This is a genomic window from Bradyrhizobium sp. ISRA430 (assembly GCF_029909975.1).
In the GTDB taxonomy this organism is placed as follows: Bacteria; Pseudomonadota; Alphaproteobacteria; order Rhizobiales; family Xanthobacteraceae; genus Bradyrhizobium.
The window spans coordinates 3,692,447-3,709,842 of the sequence record NZ_CP094516.1; the positions used below are offsets into that span (position 1 = coordinate 3,692,447).

The window sequence follows — 17,396 nt, forward strand, 5'->3', positions numbered from 1 at the left end:
CCTCCTTCGTTCTTCTTTTTACGCCATCGCGGCGCGATGGGACCGTTTGGTCAACTCCGCCCAGAGGCAGAAGCGCTCGCCCTGGTTGAGGGGGGCAATATGAAACGACTGGCCGAAGATCGCGAGAGGCTCGCTGCCGGACTCCAACCGCGGCCAGACTTCCGCGACGTCGGGCCGGCCGGTCGCAACGAAGCGCAGCACGCTCGCCTGAAACCGCACCGCCACCTCGACATCCGCCGGCGTCATCGGCCCGCCCTTGCGCCGCAGGATCGGGCGATCGATGAAATCAGGCAGATGCGCCCAGAGGCAGGCATTGTCGGCGCCGTGGGTCGGCCCTTGCGACAGAAACGGCTCCAGCGCCGGACGATGATCGAACCGGCTCAGCCACACCGCACCGCCGACTGCTGCGTGAAGCCGCGCCAGATCGGCCATCGGGCGGTGCCAAAACGCATCCGACAACAGCGCCTCGTAGGGATCTTCGTCGGCGCGCGCCGTCGCGCGGTAGCAGGCAGCTAAGCGCTCCCAGCCGGCATCGCCGAAGGCGGCGCGCACCTGCCGCTCGGTGATGCGGATCATCGCGGCCGGCGGGGTGCTCTGCAAAAACATCACCATCTCGTCGCGGCAGGAGCCGAGCCAGAGCGGAATGTCGCGCAAGGAGCCGTCGGCGAAGACGTCGCGCGGCTCGCGCGGGATCACGGCGCCGTCAAGCACCGGGCCGAACACGGTGCCTGATTCGGTCTCATCCGCGAGCCTCCGACCGACGCGCTCCACCGCCGCGAAGAGCTGCGGCAACGGCACATCCGCGATCGCTGCGGGATGGTGCGCAAGCTCGAGCTCGGCGAGCACGCGGACGGCGACCTCGTCGGCATGATCGACGCTCGTGATGTTTCGGCCGGGCGCGCTGAGCGCAAGGGCGCGAATGAACTTGCCCTTGGCTTGCGGCAAGGTTGCCAACGCAATCACCATGGACGCGCCGGCCGATTGGCCCGACAGCGTCACCGCGTCCGGATCGCCACCGAAATTCGCGATGTTGGCTCGCACCCAGTCGAGCGCTAAGAGCGCGTCCGACATCGCGAGATTGTTGGCCTCGTCCAGTCCGTGGCGATGGAGCTGCAGGAAGCCGAGCGGACCGAGTCGGTAGTTGATGGTGACGATCACCGCCGGACCGTGCACGGCAAGGAAGGCGCCGTCGTAATCGGCGCCGCCACCGGTGACGAAGGCGCCGCCATGAACGAAGAACAGCACCGGCAACGGGCGATCGGCGCCTGCCGGCGTCCAGATGTTCAGGCTGAGACAGGACGCCTCGTCAGCATGATCGAGGTGACCGGGCTGCGGCGCGTAGGCGCCGTAGTCCGTGCAGCGGTGCGGCTCCGTCCAGGCGCGAGGCGGTGCTGCCTTCGCAAAGCGCCGTGCGACCGCGAACGGCACGCCCTTGAAGGCGCGCACGCCAGCCCGCTCGGTGCCGACAATGAGCCCGCTCGTCGTCGGAACTACGTCGGTCAGCATGCGATCGTCACCCTGTCTTTCGCTTCAGCCGCGCGGCTTGCCGAGATCGGCGATGTCGACGGTGTGGGTTTCGCGCGCGGTCGCCGCGGATGCTGCCGAGATCACGCAGCAGCAGGCGACGAAGATCGCGACGGGGATCCAGCCATTGGGCCCCTCACCGACCAGGCTCGCGCTCACCAGCGGCGTGAAGCCGGCGGCGAGGAAGCCGAGCTGGGTGCCGATCGCGGTGCCGGAGTAGCGCACGCGCGCCTCGAACATCTCGGCATAGAAGGACGGCCAGATCGCGTTCGGCGCGGCGTAGATGATGCCGGACAGGATCATCGCGGCGGCGAAGATCGCGAGCGTATTCCCCGAGGTCACCGCGATGAAGTACGGGAACACCAGCACTGCGCAGCCGAGCACGCCGCCGATGAACACCGGCTTGCGGCCGATACGGTCGGCCAGCAGCGCCCATAGCGGCTGGGTGATCAGCGCGGTGACGTTGCCGAGCACGCCGGCCCACAGCATGGTCGGACGCGCCACGCCGAATTTGCTCGTTGCGTAGCCGAGTGCGAACACGGCGGTCATGGTGCTCACGGTGGCGATCAGCGCGCAGACGATCACGCGCAGCACATCCGACCAGTAGTCGCGCAAAAGGGCGACCACCGGGAAACGGGCGACCTTTGCCTTGTCCTTGATCGCGTTGAAGACAGGCGTTTCGGGCATGGTCCGGCGCACGAGATAGGCGACCAGCAGCACGAGCGCCGAGAGCAGGAACGGAATGCGCCAGCCCCAGCTCAAGAGCTGGTCCTCCGGCAGTCTCGACACCGGGATGAACACCAGCGTCGCCAAGATCGCGCCGGCCTGCGTGCCGCTGAGCGTCCAGCTCGTGAAGAAGGCGCGGTTGGAGTTGGCGGAGTGCTCCAGCGTCAGCGAGTTCGCCCCGCTCTGCTCGCCGGCCGCCGACAGCCCCTGCAAGAGGCGGAGCAGCGTCAGGATGATCGGCGCGGCGTTGCCGATCGCTTTGGCGTCCGGCAACAGGCCGATGGCGAGCGTCGAGCCGCCCATCAGGACGAGCGTGAATAGCAGGACCGTCTTGCGGCCGATGCGGTCGCCGAAATGACCGAGGATGATGGCGCCGACCGGCCGGGCAATGTAGCCGATGCCGAAGGAGAGCAGCGCGAGCAGCGTTGCGGTCGAGGGATTGACATTGGCGAAGAACACTTTTGGAAAGATCAGCGCGGCCGCGGTGCCGTAGATGAAGAAGTCGTAGTATTCGAGCATGCTGCCGACGAAGCTGACAAGCGCGGCGCGCTTCGGCAGCTTGTTCTCGGTGGCCTCAGTCGCGGATGGCGCGTGCAGCGACGCGGTTGACGTCAACGTCATGAAATCTCCTCCCCAATCACAGCGCTTGCTGCGGCTCGCGTCCGGCAGGTCGTCCGCCTCGCGCGTTTTATGGTTCTAGTTGCCGCAACCTCGATTTGGGACGATAATGTACGAACTAGTACGTTTATGCAAGATCGTGCCGAAGCGACGTCTCGACAGGCGAAATTTGCCTTCACGTTCAAGGTGATCCATAGGACTGGCGGGAGAAACAGTGATGCTCGAGCGCATGCCGCCCCCACCCAAGCGCACCAACGACCCCGAGCGCACCAAGCGCGACATCCTCGAAGTGGCGACGGAGGAATTCGCCCGCGAGGGCTATTCCGGCGCCCGCGTCGATGCGATCGCGGCGCGAACCCGCACCTCCAAGCGGATGATCTATTACTATTTCGGCGGCAAGGAGCAGCTCTACCTCGCGGTGCTGGCGGAGGCCTATCGCAGCATCCGCGCGCTGGAGGATCAGCTCGACATCGCGCGCTGCGACGCTCGCGAGGGACTGCGCCGGCTGATCGAGGCGACCTTCGACCACGACGAGCGCAATCCGAACTTCATCCGCCTCGTCAGCATCGAGAACATTCACTACGGCAAGCACCTCAAGCAGACGCCGCAACTGCGCCAGCTCAACGCCAGCGTGATCGCAACGCTCAGTGGCATCCTCGCGCGCGGCCGTGCGGAAGGCGTGTTTCGCGACGACGTCGACGCCATCGACCTGCATCAAGCCATCAGCTCCTACTGCTTCTTCCGCGTCGCCAATCGCCACACCTTCGGCGCGCTGTTCGACCGCGACCTCAGCGACCCGAAGGTGCTGGCGAAGAGCCGGCAGCAGATCGTGGAGATGATATTGGCCTGGCTGGCGGTGGGCAAGTGAGGGAAGCAGTCAGGCGGACGAAACCGTTCGGCACACACCGCTGTCATGCCCCGGCTTGACCGGGGCATCCAGTACGCCGCAGCTTCTCCGTATCCTCGCGCTGCCTCTCGAATACTGGATCGCCCGCCTTCGCGGGCGATGACACCAGAGTACGGAATGCTCGTGCCGCAAGCTCGTCATTGCGAGCGCCGCAAAGCGTCGAGTCCGCTCGTTGACGCGCCCGTTTCGCTGATTTTCCCGTCCCGTCAATGCCTTACGCCGCGCAAGGTCTCCTTGCCCGCGGACAGTGGTTCTACTTTGCATGGGGTTGTTTTCGCATTTTCGGTTGGAGGCCCCCGATGGGCGCCCTCACCCGCTCTTGCGCTGCCTTGCGCTCGCCAGCAGCACCAGCATGAACGAGGCTGCCGTCATCAGCGTCGAGATCGCGGCAATGGTCGGATCGATCTCGTCGCGGAGCGCGGTGAACATGCGCTTCGTCAGCGGCTGGTACTGACCGCCGGAGATGAACAGCGCGACGATGGTCTCGTCCATCGCCGAGATGAAGGCGAAGATGCCGCCGGCGACCACGCTGGACTTGATCTGCGGCAGCGTCACCGCGAAGAAGCTGCGCAGGCGGTTCATGCCGAGGCTGCGCGCCACCATCTCCTGCGCCGGATCGAAGCTCTGCAGCCCCGCAAGCACCGAAATGACCACGTAAGGCAGGCCCAGCATCACATTGGCGAGCAAGAGGCCGGGCATCGTCGCGACCAGGCCGACCCTGGCATAGACGAAGAAGATGCCGACGGCTGTGATGATGATCGGCACCACCAGCGGCAACAGCAGCATCATGTGGATCAGGCGCATGATGCGCAGCTTCGACTGGCTGATGGCATAAGCGGCGGCGACGCCAAGCGGCGTCGCGATCAGGACGGTGAGAAGCGCGAGCGTGAGTGTCACCCGCGTCGCCTGCATCCAGGCAGGGTTTGCGAAATACTGCTGGTACCAGCGCAGCGAGAGAGACGGCGGCGGGAAGGTCAGGAAGCGCGCGCTGGAGAACGAGATCGGCACGATGATCACGACCGGCAGGATCAGATAGACCAGCACAAGGGCGCTGATCACGTACAGGGCGATCCGGGCGGGCGAACGTCGCATCACTTCTGCCCCAGCACGCGATCGAGCGAGATGAAACGGCTTACGACGAAGAAGATCAGGAGCACGCCGACGAGAAGCACGACGGCGACCGCGCTCGCCGCGCCGAACTGATTGTAGAGTTCGACATTGCGGCTCACCAGCATCGACACCATCACGGTGCGGCCGCCGCCGAGCAGCTCGGGCGTGATGTAGAAGCCGAGGCAAAGCACGAACACCATGGTCGAACCGGCGAGCACGCCCGGCAGCGACAGCGGCAGGAAGACGCGAAGGAAGGTCAGCGCGGGACTCGCACCCAGGCTGGCGCCGGCCAGCATCAGATCGTTCGGGATCTTCTGCATGGTGGCGTAGAGCGGCAGCACCATGAAGGGCAGCAGGATGTGCACGGTCGCGACCCCCGTGCCGAAGGTGTTGTGGACGAGCGCAAGCGGTTCGCCGATCACATCGAGGTAGCGCAGGAACTGGTTGATCACACCTGTGCGCTGAAGTAGCGCGAGCCAGGCATAGGCGCGGACCAGCACGCTGGTCCAGAACGGCAGCACCACGAGCGCGAGGATGACGATGCTCCACCCTTTCGGCACGGCATTGGCGAGATATGCGACGGGATAGCCGAGCAGCAGCGCGAGCACGGTAACGGAGAGGCTGATCTCGAAGGTCAGCGCGAAGCTGCGCCAGTAGACGTCTTCGGTGAAGATGCGCCGGTAGTGTTCCAGCGTGAAGCCATCATGGTAGACCGACTGCCAGGCGAGCCAGCCCACCGGCAGGACGATGAGCAGGAGGATCACGAGCAGCGCCGGCGACACCAGGGCCAGCATCAGGCCGTGCTCGCGGCGCTGATGCTTTTGGGCGGGAGGTGGCACGAATGTCGTCAACGCTGCCTCGCTCGTCTCACTTCTGCATGAAGGACGCCCAGCGCTTCTCGGCCGCCTCGCCCGCCGGCGACGACCACCAGGCGTAGGACATCAGCGCCTGCTTGACCGCATTGGCCGGTTCGCTCGGCAATTGCGCGGCGCGCTCCGGCTTGATCACGCCGGTCCCGAACGCCTTGGGATTGCCGGGACCGTAGTCGATGTTGAGCGGCAGATTGGCCTGGTGCACGGGGTCGACCGCCTCGTTGAGGAACTTCACCGCTGTATCGAGGTTCGGCGCGCCCTTGAGGATGCACAGCGAGGTGCTCTGCAGGATGCCCTGATTATACGTGAAGGACACTTTCGCGCCCTCCTTGGCGACGGCGCTGACGCGGCCATTCCAGGCCATCTCCATGTCGACCTCGCCGTCGTTGAGAAGCTGTGCCGATTGCGCGCCGGAAGTCCACCACACCGTGATGTGCGGCTTGATCTCCTCGAGCTTCTTGAAGGCACGGTCGACGTCGAGCGGATAGAGCTTGTCGGGCGCGACGCCATCGGCCATCAGCGCCGCTTCGAGCGTAGCGATCGGGTGGTTGCGCAGCGCGCGGCGGCCGGGGAACCTCTTGACGTCCCAGAAATCGGCCCAGCTATTCGGCGCGTCCTTCGGGAACGTCTTCTGGCTGTAAGCAAGCACGCTGGAATAGAACTCGTAGGAGATCGAATAGGGGCTGCGATAGGCCTCCGGCATCGCCGCGGCATTGGGGATCTTCGAGAAGTCGAGCTTCTCGATCAGCCCCTGCTCGCCGCCACGCAGGCAATAGCCGGTCGGTGTGTCCACCACATCCCAGATCGGCTTGCCGCTACCGACCTGGGTCTTGATCGCAGGCCAGGCGTCGGGAACGGAGTCCTGGTTGATGGTGATGCCGAGCTTCTTGGCGGAGGGATCGAGGATTGCCACCGTCTGCGCCTGCTGATAGGCGCCGCCTTGCGAGACGAAGGTGATCTGCTCGGCGGCCCTCGCCGCGGTGCCGGTCAGCGCAATCGCGCCGAGAGAAGCGCCCAACAGGGCGTACCCAAGTCTGGCGTCCATTTTCGTTTTCATCCTCGCCTCCTCCATCACCAAACGGGATCTCATTGTCCGATTGCATCCAGGAACTGGTACCAGCCGGCGACCATCCGAACGGCCGGCTCGCGCAGCGGATAGAACGGAATGGGCCTGAGCCAGCGCGCATCGAGCAGCCCGACGTCAGGCCTCTCGCCGCGGACGAAGGCGGCGAGATAGCGTCCCATCAGGCTCGACATTGCCACGCCCGCGCCGTTGTAGCCCATCGAGAACAGCGTACGATCGTCGAGCCGGCCGATATGCGGCACGGAGTCCAGCGTCATGCCGACGAGGCCCGACCATCTGAATGCCAGCGGTACATCGGCCAGATCGGGAAAGATGCCGACCATCGCCCTGCGCAAGGCGTCGAAAGCGGGTTCGGAGTCGTGCTTGCCGAAGGCGCCGCGGCCGCCGAAGACGACGCGGTTGTCGACCATGCGGAACCAGCGCATCATGCGCTTGGTCTCGGTGTATGTGCGCCCCGTCGGCATCAGACGCCCGGCGAGATTGCGCGGCAGCTCGTCGGTCGCGATGATGGCGCTGCGAAACGGGATTAGCGTGCGCTGCATGTGCGCCGTCGCATCCGTCAGGTCGGAATAGCTGTTGGTGGCGATGATCGCTTGCTTCGCTCGCACCGCGCCTTGCGGCGTCTCGGCGACGACACCGTCCTGCTCGCGCCGCAGCCTTACGACCGGAGTTTGCTGGAAGATCGCGACACCGCGGCGTGCGACGCCGTCGGCGAGGCCGCGCACATAGTTCAGCGGATGAATGCCGCCGGAGCCGGGATTGAGGACGCCGCCGACGAAGATATCGGAACCTGTCTCGTCGCGCACTTCGCGCTTGTCGAGGATGCGGACCTCCGCATCACCCATCTCGCGCTTCATCCAGTCGGCTTCGTCGATCGCGGCTTTCAGCGTCGTCTCGTTATGCGCGGCCTTGACCTGGCCGGTGCGCGTCAATGCCGCGCTGGTGATGCCGAACTCCGACACCAGCTCCTCGACGAGATCGGTCGATTCATGCGCGATCTCATACATACGCCGCGCCATGGCGCGGCCATGAGCGGCGTCGATCTGGCGGAACGACAGGCGGAACTTTGCGGTGATCACCCCGCCATTGCGTCCGCTCGCACCCCAGCCGGGACGGTTGGCCTCGAGCACGACCGGCGCGAGGCCGCTTCTGGCGATGTGGTGCGCAGCGGACAGGCCGGTATAGCCCGCGCCGACGATCACCACATCCGCCTGACGCTCGCCCGACAGGACCGGAAAGTCGCGCGCCGGCCCAGCCGTGGCGGCCCACAGCGAGTTGGCAAATGGTAGCGCGCTCCAGTTCCGCGTCATGCCCGCGCTCACCAGTTACGCCGCTGGGCCGATCGCCGCGTCGGCGAGAGCGCTCAAGGTCGGAAAGTGAAAGTCCGGCTTGGTCAGCGTCTCGACGGCGGGCGTGCCACCGAAACCGGCCATGCCCTGGCGCCGCTCGATCCAGCACACCTTGTAGCCGAGTTTCCGCGCGATCCCGATGTCGTGATACTGGCTCTGCGCGACGTGCAGGATATCGGACTGCTTGTAGCCGAAGGCCGACTGGCGGCCCTTGTTGTAGGCGAAGAACTCCGGATTTGGTTTTGCAACTCCGGTGTCGTCGGCGCACACCGTGTCGTCGAAGGGATTGCCGAGCGCGTGGGCATAGCAGGACAGCGCGACACGGTCGGCGTTGGTCATCGCGACCAGGCGGAACTTCGTGCGCAAGCGCTTCAGCGCCTCGACGGAATCGGCAAACGGTGCCCAGCGCAGCACGGCGAGCTGGAAAGCGTCGCACGACGCGTCGTCAGCGGGCAGCCCGAGCTCCTTGGCGAGATGGCGATAGACGTGGAACATCACCTCGCTCGAGCGCTCATAGTGCTTGTCGCGACCGCGCTTGTAGGACTCGAAGATTTGGTCGTCGCTGAGCTCGGCCGGTGACCTGCCCGAGATCCTGCGCACAGCGGAAAGCACGCCGGTCTCGAAATCGATGAGGGTGCCGACCACATCGAAGGTGAGGACCTTGAAGTTGCTGAACGAGGCTGCTGTCGACATTTTGGCTTCTTCTCTCGGGTTGGACAAGGCGGGGATCAGTCGTCCCTGGGCACGACGATAGTGTCCTCGGGGTGAAGGGTGACGGTGAGGCTGCCGCCAAGCGGCGGTATGCGGCGATAGGCCTGGTGATAACTCGGCTGGCGCAGGCTGAGCGCGATCCCATCGGCGAGCGCCAGGAAGATGCGCAGGCTCTCGCCCTGGTAGACAATGTCGGTGACGATGCCGGTCAGCCGGTTGCAGGCGGCATCCTGCGCGCCATCCTCGATCAGAAGCTTCTCGCTGTGCACGGCGAGCATCAAGGCGTCGCCTGATGGAATGGCCCGCGCGCTGCGCAGCAAGGCATTGCCGAGCGCGACGCTGGAACCATCGACACGCCGGACCGGCAGCAGCGTCGCCTCGCCGATGAAGCTGGCGACGAAGGAGTCCGCGGGATGATCGTGCAGACGCTCGGGCTTATCGATCTGGATCAGCCTGCCGTCCCTCATCACGGCAACGCGGTCGCTCATGGTCAGCGCCTCGCGCTGGTCGTGAGTGACATAGATGATGGTCGCGCCGATGCGCCTGTGTAGTGCGCGCAGCTCGATCTGCATGGATTCGCGGAGCTGCTTGTCGAGCGCGGAGAGCGGCTCGTCCATCAGGATCAGGCGCGGCTCGAAGATCATGGCGCGCGCGAGCGCCACGCGCTGACGCTGACCGCCGGAGAGCTGTGCGATGCCGCGCTCCTCTTAGCCGGCAAGCCCGACCATCGTCAGCGCTGCGCGCACCTTGTCCGGCCAGATCGATTTCGGCAGACGCCGTGCGCGCAGCGGAAAAGCGACGTTCTCGCCGACGCTCATGTGCGGAAACAGCGCGTAGTTCTGGAACACCACGCCGATGTCGCGCTTGTGCGGCGGCATGTAGGTGACGTCGCGCCCACCGAAATGGATCGAGCCGGACGACGGCAGAATGAAGCCACCCAAAATGCCCAGCAGCGTGGTCTTGCCGGAGCCGGATGGACCGAGCAGCGAGACGAACTCGCCGGCGCCGACATTGAGGGACACGTCATCGAGGGCGCGAACCGGGCCGTAAGCCTTACTCGCGGATTTGATCTCGACGCTTTCCGCTCGTTTGTCCAACGATCGACCTCGTCTTCCGTCCGTCCCTTTGGCGTGCCTCTCTGCGCGCCATAAGCTTGTTTTATAGACAGGGCGGGCGAGCACCTTGCGATTGCGGCCTCACGAGCACGCAATCTTCTCTCCCGAGCCTTGTTCCCAAGCTGTCATGTCGATGACATCAGACTTGGCAAAACTCGGCAATTGCCAAATTCTTACCCACCTCATAACATGGCGTTATGCCCGAGCTGCGCCGGATGCTGCCTTCCAGTAACGCCCTGTTCGTCTTCGACGCAGCGGCGCGCAACGGCAGCTTTACCGCGGCGGCCGCCGAACTGAACGTCACGCAGCCGGCAGTGAGCCGGATGCTCGGCCAGTTCGAAGAGCATCTCGGCGTTCGCCTGTTCGATCGCACGGCGGGGCGCGCGGTGCTCACCGAGGAAGGCGAACTCTTGTATCGACGCGTGCTCGAAGGCTTTCGCAGCATCGAGACCGGGCTGGTGGAGATCGAGCGGCGCCGCAAGGGCACCGAGACCGTCACGCTCTCGGTCTCCTCCGCTTTCACCACGCATTGGCTGATGCCACGCATCGACAAGCTGCAGCGGCAGTTTCCGCAGGTCGATTTGCGCTTCCAGCTGATCTCCGGCGCGCTGCGCGGACCGGTGGACAATGTCGATCTGGGCATGCGCTTCCGCGACCGCGACGAGCCTTCATCCGGCGGCACGCTGGTAATGAAGGAAGTCACGTTGCCGGTGTGCAGCCCTGCCTATCTCGGCGAATCCGAGCCTGCCGACGGCAACACGATCATCCGGCTCGCCGAGACGCCCGGCGATTGGGCGGCGGATTATCCATCGTTCCTCACCCGGCGCTGCGCTCCGGCCAAGACGCTGAGCTTCACGGACTATGCGGTGGTGGTGCAGGCCGCCCTGCTCGGCCAGGGCATCGCGCTCGGCTGGCTGACGGTGACCTCGCACTGGCTCTTGACCGGTGCGCTGGTGCCGGCATCCGACACGCTCACCACCACACGGCGCATCTGCGAATTCCTGCCGCCGCGCAACCGGCCGATGCGCCCCATCGCGACCGAGATTCGCGACTGGATCATCGCGCAGATGAGAAGCGAAATCGCAGCGATCGACCGGCTCTATCCGAAGCTCGGAGCGATGGCCGCCTGCTACTGATGCCCGATCGCGCGGATCGCGCCGCGCAGCTCGGCAAGGCCGCGCAGGCGTCCGATCGCGGTGTAGCCGGGATTGGTGCGCTTGGTGGCGGCGAGGTCGTCGAGCATGCGGTGGCCGTGATCGGGGCGGAAGACGATCTGCCGGTCCGGCGAACGCCGCGCGTTCTCCTTCAGCAGTGCTTTCAGCACCGCAACCATGTCGACGTCGCCGTCGAGATGATCGGACTCGTAGAACGAGAGACCGTCGGCCTCGCGCTTGGTGGCGCGCAGATGCGCGAATGCGATGCGCGGGCCAAAGCGTTCGGACATCTCAGGCAGATTGTTGCCGGGACGAACGCCGAGCGAACCCGTGCATAGGCAGATGCCGTTGGCCTTCGACGGCACGGCATCGAACAGCGCCTGATAGTCGCCCGCGGTCGAGGCGACTCGCGGCAGGCCGAACAGCGGGCGCGGCGGATCGTCGGGATGCAGCGTCAAGGACACGCCGAGCTGCTCGGCGACCGGGGCGACGCGCGCGAGGAACTCGACGAGATGCTGGCGCAGGACATTTGGCGTGATCTCGCGATACTGCTCGAGCCGGTCGCGGAATTGGGGGATGGTCATCGGCTCGGTGGTCGAGCCCGGCAACGCGCTGGCGATGACCATGACCAGATAATCGATATCGGCCTGCGTCATCTGCTCGAACAGTCTTTTCGCGCGCGCTTGCTGCTCAGGTGAGTATTCCTGCAGCGCCGCGGGCCGCTTCAGGATGTGCAGCTCGAAGGCAGCAAAGCGGTCCTGGTCGAAGCGCATCGCGCGGGCGCCGTTCGGCAGCTCCCACTCGAGATCGGTGCGGCACCAGTCGACCACCGGCATGAAATTGTAGCAGATGATCTTGATGCCGGCCGCGGCCACCGCTTCGAGGCTCGCGATCCACGCCTCGATCGATCGCGTCGCCTTGCCCCCTAACCGCTTGACGTCGTCGGGGATCGGAATCGATTCCACCACCGACCAGGTCAGTTGCGAGCGGCCGGGCTGGCCGCGCTCGATGAAGTTCTTGCGCTCCTCGACCGCCTTGCGCGTCCAGGCCTCCCCGATCGGGATCTGGTGCAGCGCCGAGACGATGTCGGTCGCGCCGGCCTGCCTGACATCGTCGAGCGACACGGGATCATCGGGCCCGTACCAGCGCCATCCCTGCAGCATCATGCGCATTCTCTCCAATCAGTTCGCGGTCAGCACGACCTTGACGCTCTGCGAGCGATCGAGCGCGAGGCGGAGCGCATCGGGTGCCGTCGACAGCGGCCGCTCGGCCGTGACCAGCGACAGCACATCGACGCTGCCGGCGGCGATCAGTTCCACTGCCGTCATGAACTCGAGGCCGAAGCGGAACGAACCGCGCAGGTCGATCTCCTTCGCCATCACGGCATTCGCCGGCACCGAAATCTGGCCACCCGGCAGATTGCCGATCTGCACCACCGTGCCGCCGCGCCTGACGATGCCAATCGCGCTGGCAAGGCCCGCCGCCGTGCCGGACACCTCGAACGCGACATCATAGGGACGCGCTGCGGCCTGCGCCTTCAGGCCATCCTCGCCGCTCGCGACATTCTCGACGTGATCCGCACCGAGCCGGGTCGCAAACGCGAGCGGCGCCGGCGCGATATCCGCAACCGTGATGTCGGCGATGCCGGCCCGGCGCGCGGCGAGCATGGTCAACAGCCCGATCGGCCCGGCGCCGAAGATAATGCCGCGCTTACCCTCGATGTTGCCGGCGCGCGCGACCGCGTGCAGGCAGACCGCGAGCGGCTCGGCGAGCGCCGCCGCTTGATAGGAGACGTGATCGGGAATCTTCGCGCACTGCGCCGGGATGGCGTCGAAATAGTTGGCGAAGCCGCCCTGCATGTGCGGGGTCTTCGAGGCCGAGCCCATGAAGAAGATGTTCTCGCAAAGATTCGGCCGCCCCTCGCGGCAGGCGACGCAATGTCCGCACCAGCGCGACGGATTGACCGCGACGCGGTCGCCGACCTTCAGGCTGGCTGCGGATCCGGCGATCTCCACCACCTCCCCCGAAATCTCGTGTCCGAGCACCAAGGGCGACTTCACCACGAAATCGCCGGTGCGGGCGTGACGAAAGTAGTGCATGTCCGAACCGCAGATGCCGCCGGCACCGAAGCGGATGCGCACCATGCCTTGCGCCAGTTTCTCGAGCGGGTGCTCGATCATGCGCAGGTCTTCGGGGCCGAACAGGGTTGCGGCGAGAGCTGTGGTGGTCATTTGGACAGTCCCATGTATTTTGGCAGCCAGAGGGTCAGGTCGGGGATGTAGGTGATCGCGATCAGCGCGAGCAGCAGCGGCACCAGCCAGGGCAGGATCGCGACCGTGGTGCGCTCGACCGAGAGTTTTGCGACGCGCGCGAGCACGAACAGCACCATGCCGAGCGGCGGATGCAGCAGGCCGATCATCAGGTTCAGCGTCATGATCAGGCCGAAGTGGATCGGATCGATGCCGAGCTTGAGCACGATTGGCAGCAGGATCGGCACCAGGATGGTGATCGCGGCTATAGTGTCGATGAAGCAGCCGACGAACAGGATCAGAATGTTGGCGAGCAACAGGAACACCCATTTGTTGTGGGTGACGCTCAGCATCCAATCCGAGAGCGTCTGCGCAGCCTGCGACACCGTCAGCAACCAGGCGAAGATCGACGCGGCGGTGACGATGAAGAGCACGGACGCCGTGGTCTCGATGGTGTCGAACGTCGCCTTGGCGACCGTCTTCAACGTCATGGTGCGGTAGCGCACGAGGCCGAGGAACAGAGACCAGATCACCGCCGCGACCGCGGCCTCCGTCGGCGTGAACCATCCGAGCGTCATGCCGCCGATCAGGATTACCGGCGCCATCAGCGCCATCACCGCCGAGAAGTCGAAATACCAGTCGAGCGCGAGCAGCGCGCCGAGCCCGATGACCACAGCGAGGTTAGTGGAGAGGCCGGCGAGAGTCATCAGCCAGATCGCAAGCGGGAAGCTGAGCACGATAACGATCTCGAGGCCCGCCGAACCGAGCTGCGGCCACGAGAACGGGGTATCGCTGCCCCATTTGTTCTTGTGCGCGAAGTAGGTGACGGTCGCCATCATGAGCAGCGTCATGACGACGCCGGGAATCACACCGCCCAGGAACAGCGCCCCGATCGAGACGTTCGCCATCATGCCGTAGATCACGAAGGGCAGCGAGGGCGGGATGATGGGCCCGAGCGTCGCGGACGCCGCGGTGACGCCGACCGAGAACTCGGTGGAGTAGCCGTGGTCCTTCATCGCCTTGATTTCGATGGTGCCAAGACCGGCGGCATCGGCGATCGCGGTGCCGGACATGCCGGAGAAGATCACCGAGCCGATGATGTTGACGTGGCCGAGGCCGCCGCGCATCCAGCCGACCAGCGCGACCGCGAATTTGTAGATGCGCCCCGTCACGCCGGCAATGTTCATGAGATTGCCGGCGAGAATGAAGAAGGGAACGGCGAGCAGCGGAAAGCTCTCGACGCCGGCGATCATGCGCTGCGCCAGCGTGACGTCCGGCGTCACGCCGCTGACCAGAATATAGAGCAGCGATGAGGTCGCCATGGCGAGCGCCACGGGCAGGCCGAGCAGCATCAGGATGAGAAAGCCCCCAAGCAACAGCAGCATGTCAGCCCTCCGTTCCGTCGTAGGCGCCCGGGCGTTCGAGGATCGAATAGCCTTGCCGCCAGTTCTCGATGGCTACCTGTACCGAACGCGTGCACATCAGTGCGAAGCCGAGCAGCGCGGCGTAGTAGACGTAGTTCTTGGGAAAATTGATCGTCGTCATCGGCTCGTCGCCGATCACCTGGATGTAGATCCAGACCAGCCGGGTAGCGTAGGCAAAGAAGGCGATCCGGATCAGGTCGATCACCGTCGACAGCGCGCGCGCCATCACGTGCGGCAGATAGCGATACACCAGATCGACCTGGATGTGCCGCGACAGCCGCACACACATCGACGAGCCGACGAACACCACTCCAATCAGGCAATAGGTCGCGATCTCCTCGGTCCAGGCGTAGCTGTCGTTGAGCACGTAGCGGGTGAAGAACTGGAGGAAGACGGCGAGCGCCATCACCCAGAAGATCGCAAGCGCCAGCCAGTCCTCGAAGGCATAGATGCCGAGATCGACCTTCGGCGTCGCCTCTTCCTCGAACGTATGGGCGATCTCGTCCGCGGTGATCTGCCGGTGCATTTCGGCGGTCGACATGTGGTTACTCCCCTAAGAACTGCACGTCATTCCGGGCGACGCGTGAGCGTCGAACCCGGAATCTCGAGAGTCCGGATTCTCGCTTCGCGAGCCCCGGAACGACCGTCGGCTATTTCACCGCCTGAATCCGCTCCCAATCGGCCTTGCGATAGCCGAAGGTCTCGAACGGGACGTTCTTCATGACGATGTCGCGGAACTCGTTCTTGTCGACCTCGGTCACGGTCAGGCCCTTCTCCTTGAAGAAGCCGATGAGCTGGGCTTCCTTCTGCTTGATCTCCTCGGTCGCCTTGGCGGCGGCTTCCTGGGCGACATCGGTGAAGATCTTCTTGTCCTCGTCGCTGAGCTTCTTCCAGAGATTGCCGGAGACCACGGTGTTGAGATGGTCGACGATATGGCCGGTCAGCACGATGTGCTTCTGCACCTCGTAGAACTTCTTGGCCTCGATCGTGGTCAGCGGATTTTCCTGCGCCTCGACGGTGCCGTTTTGGAGCGCGAGATAAACTTCCGCGAAGGCGATGGGTGCGGTGTTGGCGCCGCAAGCACGCGGCATCGCGAGATAGGCGGGCACATCGGGCACGCGCATCTTGAGGCCCTTCAGGTCGGCACAGGTCTTGATCGGCTTGTTCGACGAGGTCTGGCGCACGCCGTAATAGGTGACCGCGATGATGTGGTGGCCGCTCTTGTCCTCGTAGCCCTTGGCGAGCTCCTTGAAGATGTCGCTCTTGGTGTAGGCGAGCAGATGATCGGCGTCGCGGAAGGTGTAGGGGTAATAGGTCACGCCGATCGGCGGGAAGCTCTTCGCCGCGAAGCTCGAGCCAGAGATGATGATGTCGACCGAGCCGAGCGAGAGGCCCTGATTGATGTCGGCCTCCTTGCCAAGCTGGGACGCCGGATAGACGTCGACCTGGTAGCGCCCGTTAGTGCGCTTGCCGATCTCCTGCGCGGCCCAGACCGAGGCGGTGTGGAACGGCTCCGAGGTCTCGTAGACATGGGCCCATTTCAGCTTGGTCTGCGCCGTCCCGGCAGCCGTAGTGGCAAGCATAGCGGCGATCAAGACCGCCAGCATCGCCGTCATTTTCCTGAACATCGATTTTTCCTCCATCGCTCAAGTCTGTTTTTGATCACCCGGCCCAAAGCGGGCCGCTCAACGCCATCGCCGCCGCACGCCGCTGCGCGCGGCCTGCTTTTTCGGCCGTCGTTTTGATCTTGCCGGCTTGGCGGCAGGGTGTGCCGTCCGGCTCTGGCCGGACGTCGCCGCCGCAATCTCGACGCCGAAATTCTGTGCGAACCGCTCCTGCGAGCGGGCGAGATGATTGCGCATCGCATCGCGCGCTGCGCCCGGATCACGCGCCGCGATGGCGTCGCGCACCGCACGATGCTCGTCGAGCGCAACGCGCCAGGTGCGCGGGTTCTCGAAATAATGCGCAAGCTTCGCGAAATAGGGGTTGAGGCGCTGGTCGAACAGCTCGCCGACCACACGCACCAGAACGGCGTTGCCCAGACTTCCGGCGATCGCGACGTGGAAGGCCCGGTCATGGACCATCGAGGCTTCGCCGGGATGCTCGACGTTTTCCATCGCGAGGAGCGAGGCGTCGATGCGCGCGAGGTCGTCCTTCGTCGCCATCCGCGCCGCCTGCTCGGCGATCGCGCCTTCGAGGAATTCACGGGCGCGCAACAGTTCGAACGGCCCCTCGATGACTGCAGCCGCAGCCACGGGAGCGCCCGGCCCCGCAGGCTCGATGACGTAGATGCCTGAACCAACGCGGATGCGAACGCGGCCTTCGACCTCGAGCGCGATCAGGGCTTCGCGCACCGTCGGCCGCGACACCTTGAGCTGCTCGGCGAGCTCGCGCTCGGTCGGCAAGCGGCTGCCGACCGCGTATTCACCGCTGTCGATCAAGCTTCGCAATTGATCGGCGACCTGGCGATAGAGCCGTCTCGCCTCCACAGCTTCCAGCGGCACGCTGGCCTCCCCGAAAGGGTCGCGCCGGACAGCTCGCGTCCGGCGGCCC

Annotated in this window: 15 protein-coding genes and 1 pseudogene; 2 read left to right on the top strand and 14 right to left on the bottom strand. The window is 65.1% G+C overall.

The window, feature by feature from the left end:
- Positions 1 to 18 precede the first annotated feature (18 nt).
- Together MTX21_RS17615 and MTX21_RS17620 are read right to left on the bottom strand one after the other, a co-directional pair.
- The gene (locus MTX21_RS17615) at positions 19 to 1,506 is read right to left on the bottom strand and encodes a carboxylesterase family protein (RefSeq protein WP_280966041.1); all 1,488 of its coding nucleotides are present in this window, start codon (positions 1,504 to 1,506) and stop codon (positions 19 to 21) included.
- 24 nt (positions 1,507 to 1,530) lie between these two features.
- Complete coding sequence (locus tag MTX21_RS17620) at positions 1,531 to 2,871, bottom strand: MFS transporter (RefSeq protein ID WP_280966042.1); 1,341 nt, start codon at positions 2,869 to 2,871, stop codon at positions 1,531 to 1,533.
- Positions 2,872 to 3,085: 214 nt separating this feature from the next.
- On the opposite strand from MTX21_RS17620, the gene MTX21_RS17625 reads away from it, so the two are divergent.
- Entirely contained in the window at positions 3,086 to 3,736 is a 651-nt protein-coding gene (locus MTX21_RS17625) for a TetR/AcrR family transcriptional regulator (protein ID WP_280966043.1), read from the top strand.
- Between the two features lie 348 nt (positions 3,737 to 4,084).
- Here the strand turns inward: MTX21_RS17625 and MTX21_RS17630 are convergent, their stop codons facing one another.
- The 6 genes and pseudogenes from MTX21_RS17630 to MTX21_RS17655 all read right to left on the bottom strand — a co-directional run bounded on the left by MTX21_RS17630 (position 4,085) and on the right by MTX21_RS17655 (position 9,998).
- Complete coding sequence (locus MTX21_RS17630) at positions 4,085 to 4,870, bottom strand: ABC transporter permease (RefSeq protein WP_280966044.1); 786 nt, start codon at positions 4,868 to 4,870, stop codon at positions 4,085 to 4,087.
- On the bottom strand, positions 4,867 to 5,679 hold the full coding sequence (locus MTX21_RS17635; RefSeq protein WP_280971084.1) for an ABC transporter permease: 813 nt from the start codon (positions 5,677 to 5,679) through the stop codon (positions 4,867 to 4,869). The genes MTX21_RS17630 and MTX21_RS17635 overlap by 4 nt, the downstream gene beginning before the upstream one ends.
- 73 nt (positions 5,680 to 5,752) lie before the next feature.
- Positions 5,753 to 6,814 carry an ABC transporter substrate-binding protein gene (locus MTX21_RS17640; RefSeq protein ID WP_280966045.1) on the bottom strand — a complete coding sequence of 354 codons (1,062 nt, stop codon included), beginning with the start codon at positions 6,812 to 6,814 and terminating at the stop codon, positions 5,753 to 5,755.
- Positions 6,815 to 6,843: 29 nt separating this feature from the next.
- Positions 6,844 to 8,151: an FAD-binding oxidoreductase gene (locus tag MTX21_RS17645; RefSeq protein WP_280966046.1), complete on the bottom strand. Its 1,308-nt coding sequence runs from the start codon at positions 8,149 to 8,151 to the stop codon at positions 6,844 to 6,846.
- Positions 8,152 to 8,166: 15 nt separating this feature from the next.
- On the bottom strand, positions 8,167 to 8,883 hold the full coding sequence (locus MTX21_RS17650) for an HAD family hydrolase (RefSeq protein ID WP_280966047.1): 717 nt from the start codon (positions 8,881 to 8,883) through the stop codon (positions 8,167 to 8,169).
- Between the two features lie 35 nt (positions 8,884 to 8,918).
- Positions 8,919 to 9,998, bottom strand: a pseudogene (locus MTX21_RS17655) (ABC transporter ATP-binding protein).
- A 215-nt stretch (positions 9,999 to 10,213) separates the two neighbouring features.
- On the opposite strand from MTX21_RS17655, the gene MTX21_RS17660 reads away from it, so the two are divergent.
- The gene (locus tag MTX21_RS17660; protein WP_280966048.1) at positions 10,214 to 11,152 is read left to right on the top strand and encodes a LysR family transcriptional regulator; all 939 of its coding nucleotides are present in this window, start codon (positions 10,214 to 10,216) and stop codon (positions 11,150 to 11,152) included.
- Here the strand turns inward: MTX21_RS17660 and uxuA are convergent.
- The 6 genes from uxuA to MTX21_RS17690 form a co-directional block, all read right to left on the bottom strand.
- Positions 11,146 to 12,336: a mannonate dehydratase gene (uxuA, locus tag MTX21_RS17665; RefSeq protein ID WP_280966049.1), complete on the bottom strand. Its 1,191-nt coding sequence runs from the start codon at positions 12,334 to 12,336 to the stop codon at positions 11,146 to 11,148. The two genes, MTX21_RS17660 and uxuA, sit on opposite strands and share 7 nt — an antisense overlap.
- A 15-nt stretch (positions 12,337 to 12,351) precedes the next feature.
- On the bottom strand, positions 12,352 to 13,401 hold the full coding sequence (locus MTX21_RS17670) for an L-idonate 5-dehydrogenase (RefSeq protein WP_280966050.1): 1,050 nt from the start codon (positions 13,399 to 13,401) through the stop codon (positions 12,352 to 12,354).
- Positions 13,398 to 14,804 (bottom strand): TRAP transporter large permease, encoded by a 1,407-nt coding sequence (locus tag MTX21_RS17675; RefSeq protein ID WP_280966051.1) that lies wholly within the window; start codon positions 14,802 to 14,804, stop codon positions 13,398 to 13,400. Before MTX21_RS17675 ends, MTX21_RS17670 begins: the two co-directional genes overlap by 4 nt.
- 1 nt (position 14,805) lies before the next feature.
- The gene (locus MTX21_RS17680) at positions 14,806 to 15,384 is read right to left on the bottom strand and encodes a TRAP transporter small permease (protein ID WP_280966052.1); all 579 of its coding nucleotides are present in this window, start codon (positions 15,382 to 15,384) and stop codon (positions 14,806 to 14,808) included.
- Positions 15,385 to 15,493: 109 nt separating this feature from the next.
- A complete protein-coding gene (locus tag MTX21_RS17685) occupies positions 15,494 to 16,459 on the bottom strand; it encodes a sialic acid TRAP transporter substrate-binding protein SiaP (protein ID WP_280971085.1) in 966 nt (321 codons plus the stop codon).
- A 69-nt stretch (positions 16,460 to 16,528) separates the two neighbouring features.
- Positions 16,529 to 17,347 carry a FadR/GntR family transcriptional regulator gene (locus tag MTX21_RS17690; RefSeq protein WP_280966053.1) on the bottom strand — a complete coding sequence of 273 codons (819 nt, stop codon included), beginning with the start codon at positions 17,345 to 17,347 and terminating at the stop codon, positions 16,529 to 16,531.
- Between the last annotated feature and the right edge of the window lie 49 nt (positions 17,348 to 17,396).

Coding starts and splice junctions, on each gene's coding strand:
- MTX21_RS17635 (WP_280971084.1), bottom strand. CDS start 5,679: ATGCTGGCCCTGGTGTCGCCGGCGCTGCTCGTGATCCTCCTGCTCATC.
- MTX21_RS17650 (WP_280966047.1), bottom strand. CDS start 8,883: ATGTCGACAGCAGCCTCGTTCAGCAACTTCAAGGTCCTCACCTTCGAT.
- MTX21_RS17660 (WP_280966048.1), top strand. CDS start 10,214: ATGCCCGAGCTGCGCCGGATGCTGCCTTCCAGTAACGCCCTGTTCGTC.
- MTX21_RS17670 (WP_280966050.1), bottom strand. CDS start 13,401: ATGACCACCACAGCTCTCGCCGCAACCCTGTTCGGCCCCGAAGACCTG.
- MTX21_RS17680 (WP_280966052.1), bottom strand. CDS start 15,384: ATGTCGACCGCCGAAATGCACCGGCAGATCACCGCGGACGAGATCGCC.
- MTX21_RS17625 (WP_280966043.1), top strand. CDS start 3,086: ATGCTCGAGCGCATGCCGCCCCCACCCAAGCGCACCAACGACCCCGAG.
- MTX21_RS17675 (WP_280966051.1), bottom strand. CDS start 14,804: ATGCTGCTGTTGCTTGGGGGCTTTCTCATCCTGATGCTGCTCGGCCTG.
- uxuA (WP_280966049.1), bottom strand. CDS start 12,336: ATGATGCTGCAGGGATGGCGCTGGTACGGGCCCGATGATCCCGTGTCG.
- MTX21_RS17615 (WP_280966041.1), bottom strand. CDS start 1,506: ATGCTGACCGACGTAGTTCCGACGACGAGCGGGCTCATTGTCGGCACC.
- MTX21_RS17640 (WP_280966045.1), bottom strand. CDS start 6,814: ATGAAAACGAAAATGGACGCCAGACTTGGGTACGCCCTGTTGGGCGCT.
- MTX21_RS17685 (WP_280971085.1), bottom strand. CDS start 16,459: ATGACGGCGATGCTGGCGGTCTTGATCGCCGCTATGCTTGCCACTACG.
- MTX21_RS17645 (WP_280966046.1), bottom strand. CDS start 8,151: ATGACGCGGAACTGGAGCGCGCTACCATTTGCCAACTCGCTGTGGGCC.
- MTX21_RS17620 (WP_280966042.1), bottom strand. CDS start 2,871: ATGACGTTGACGTCAACCGCGTCGCTGCACGCGCCATCCGCGACTGAG.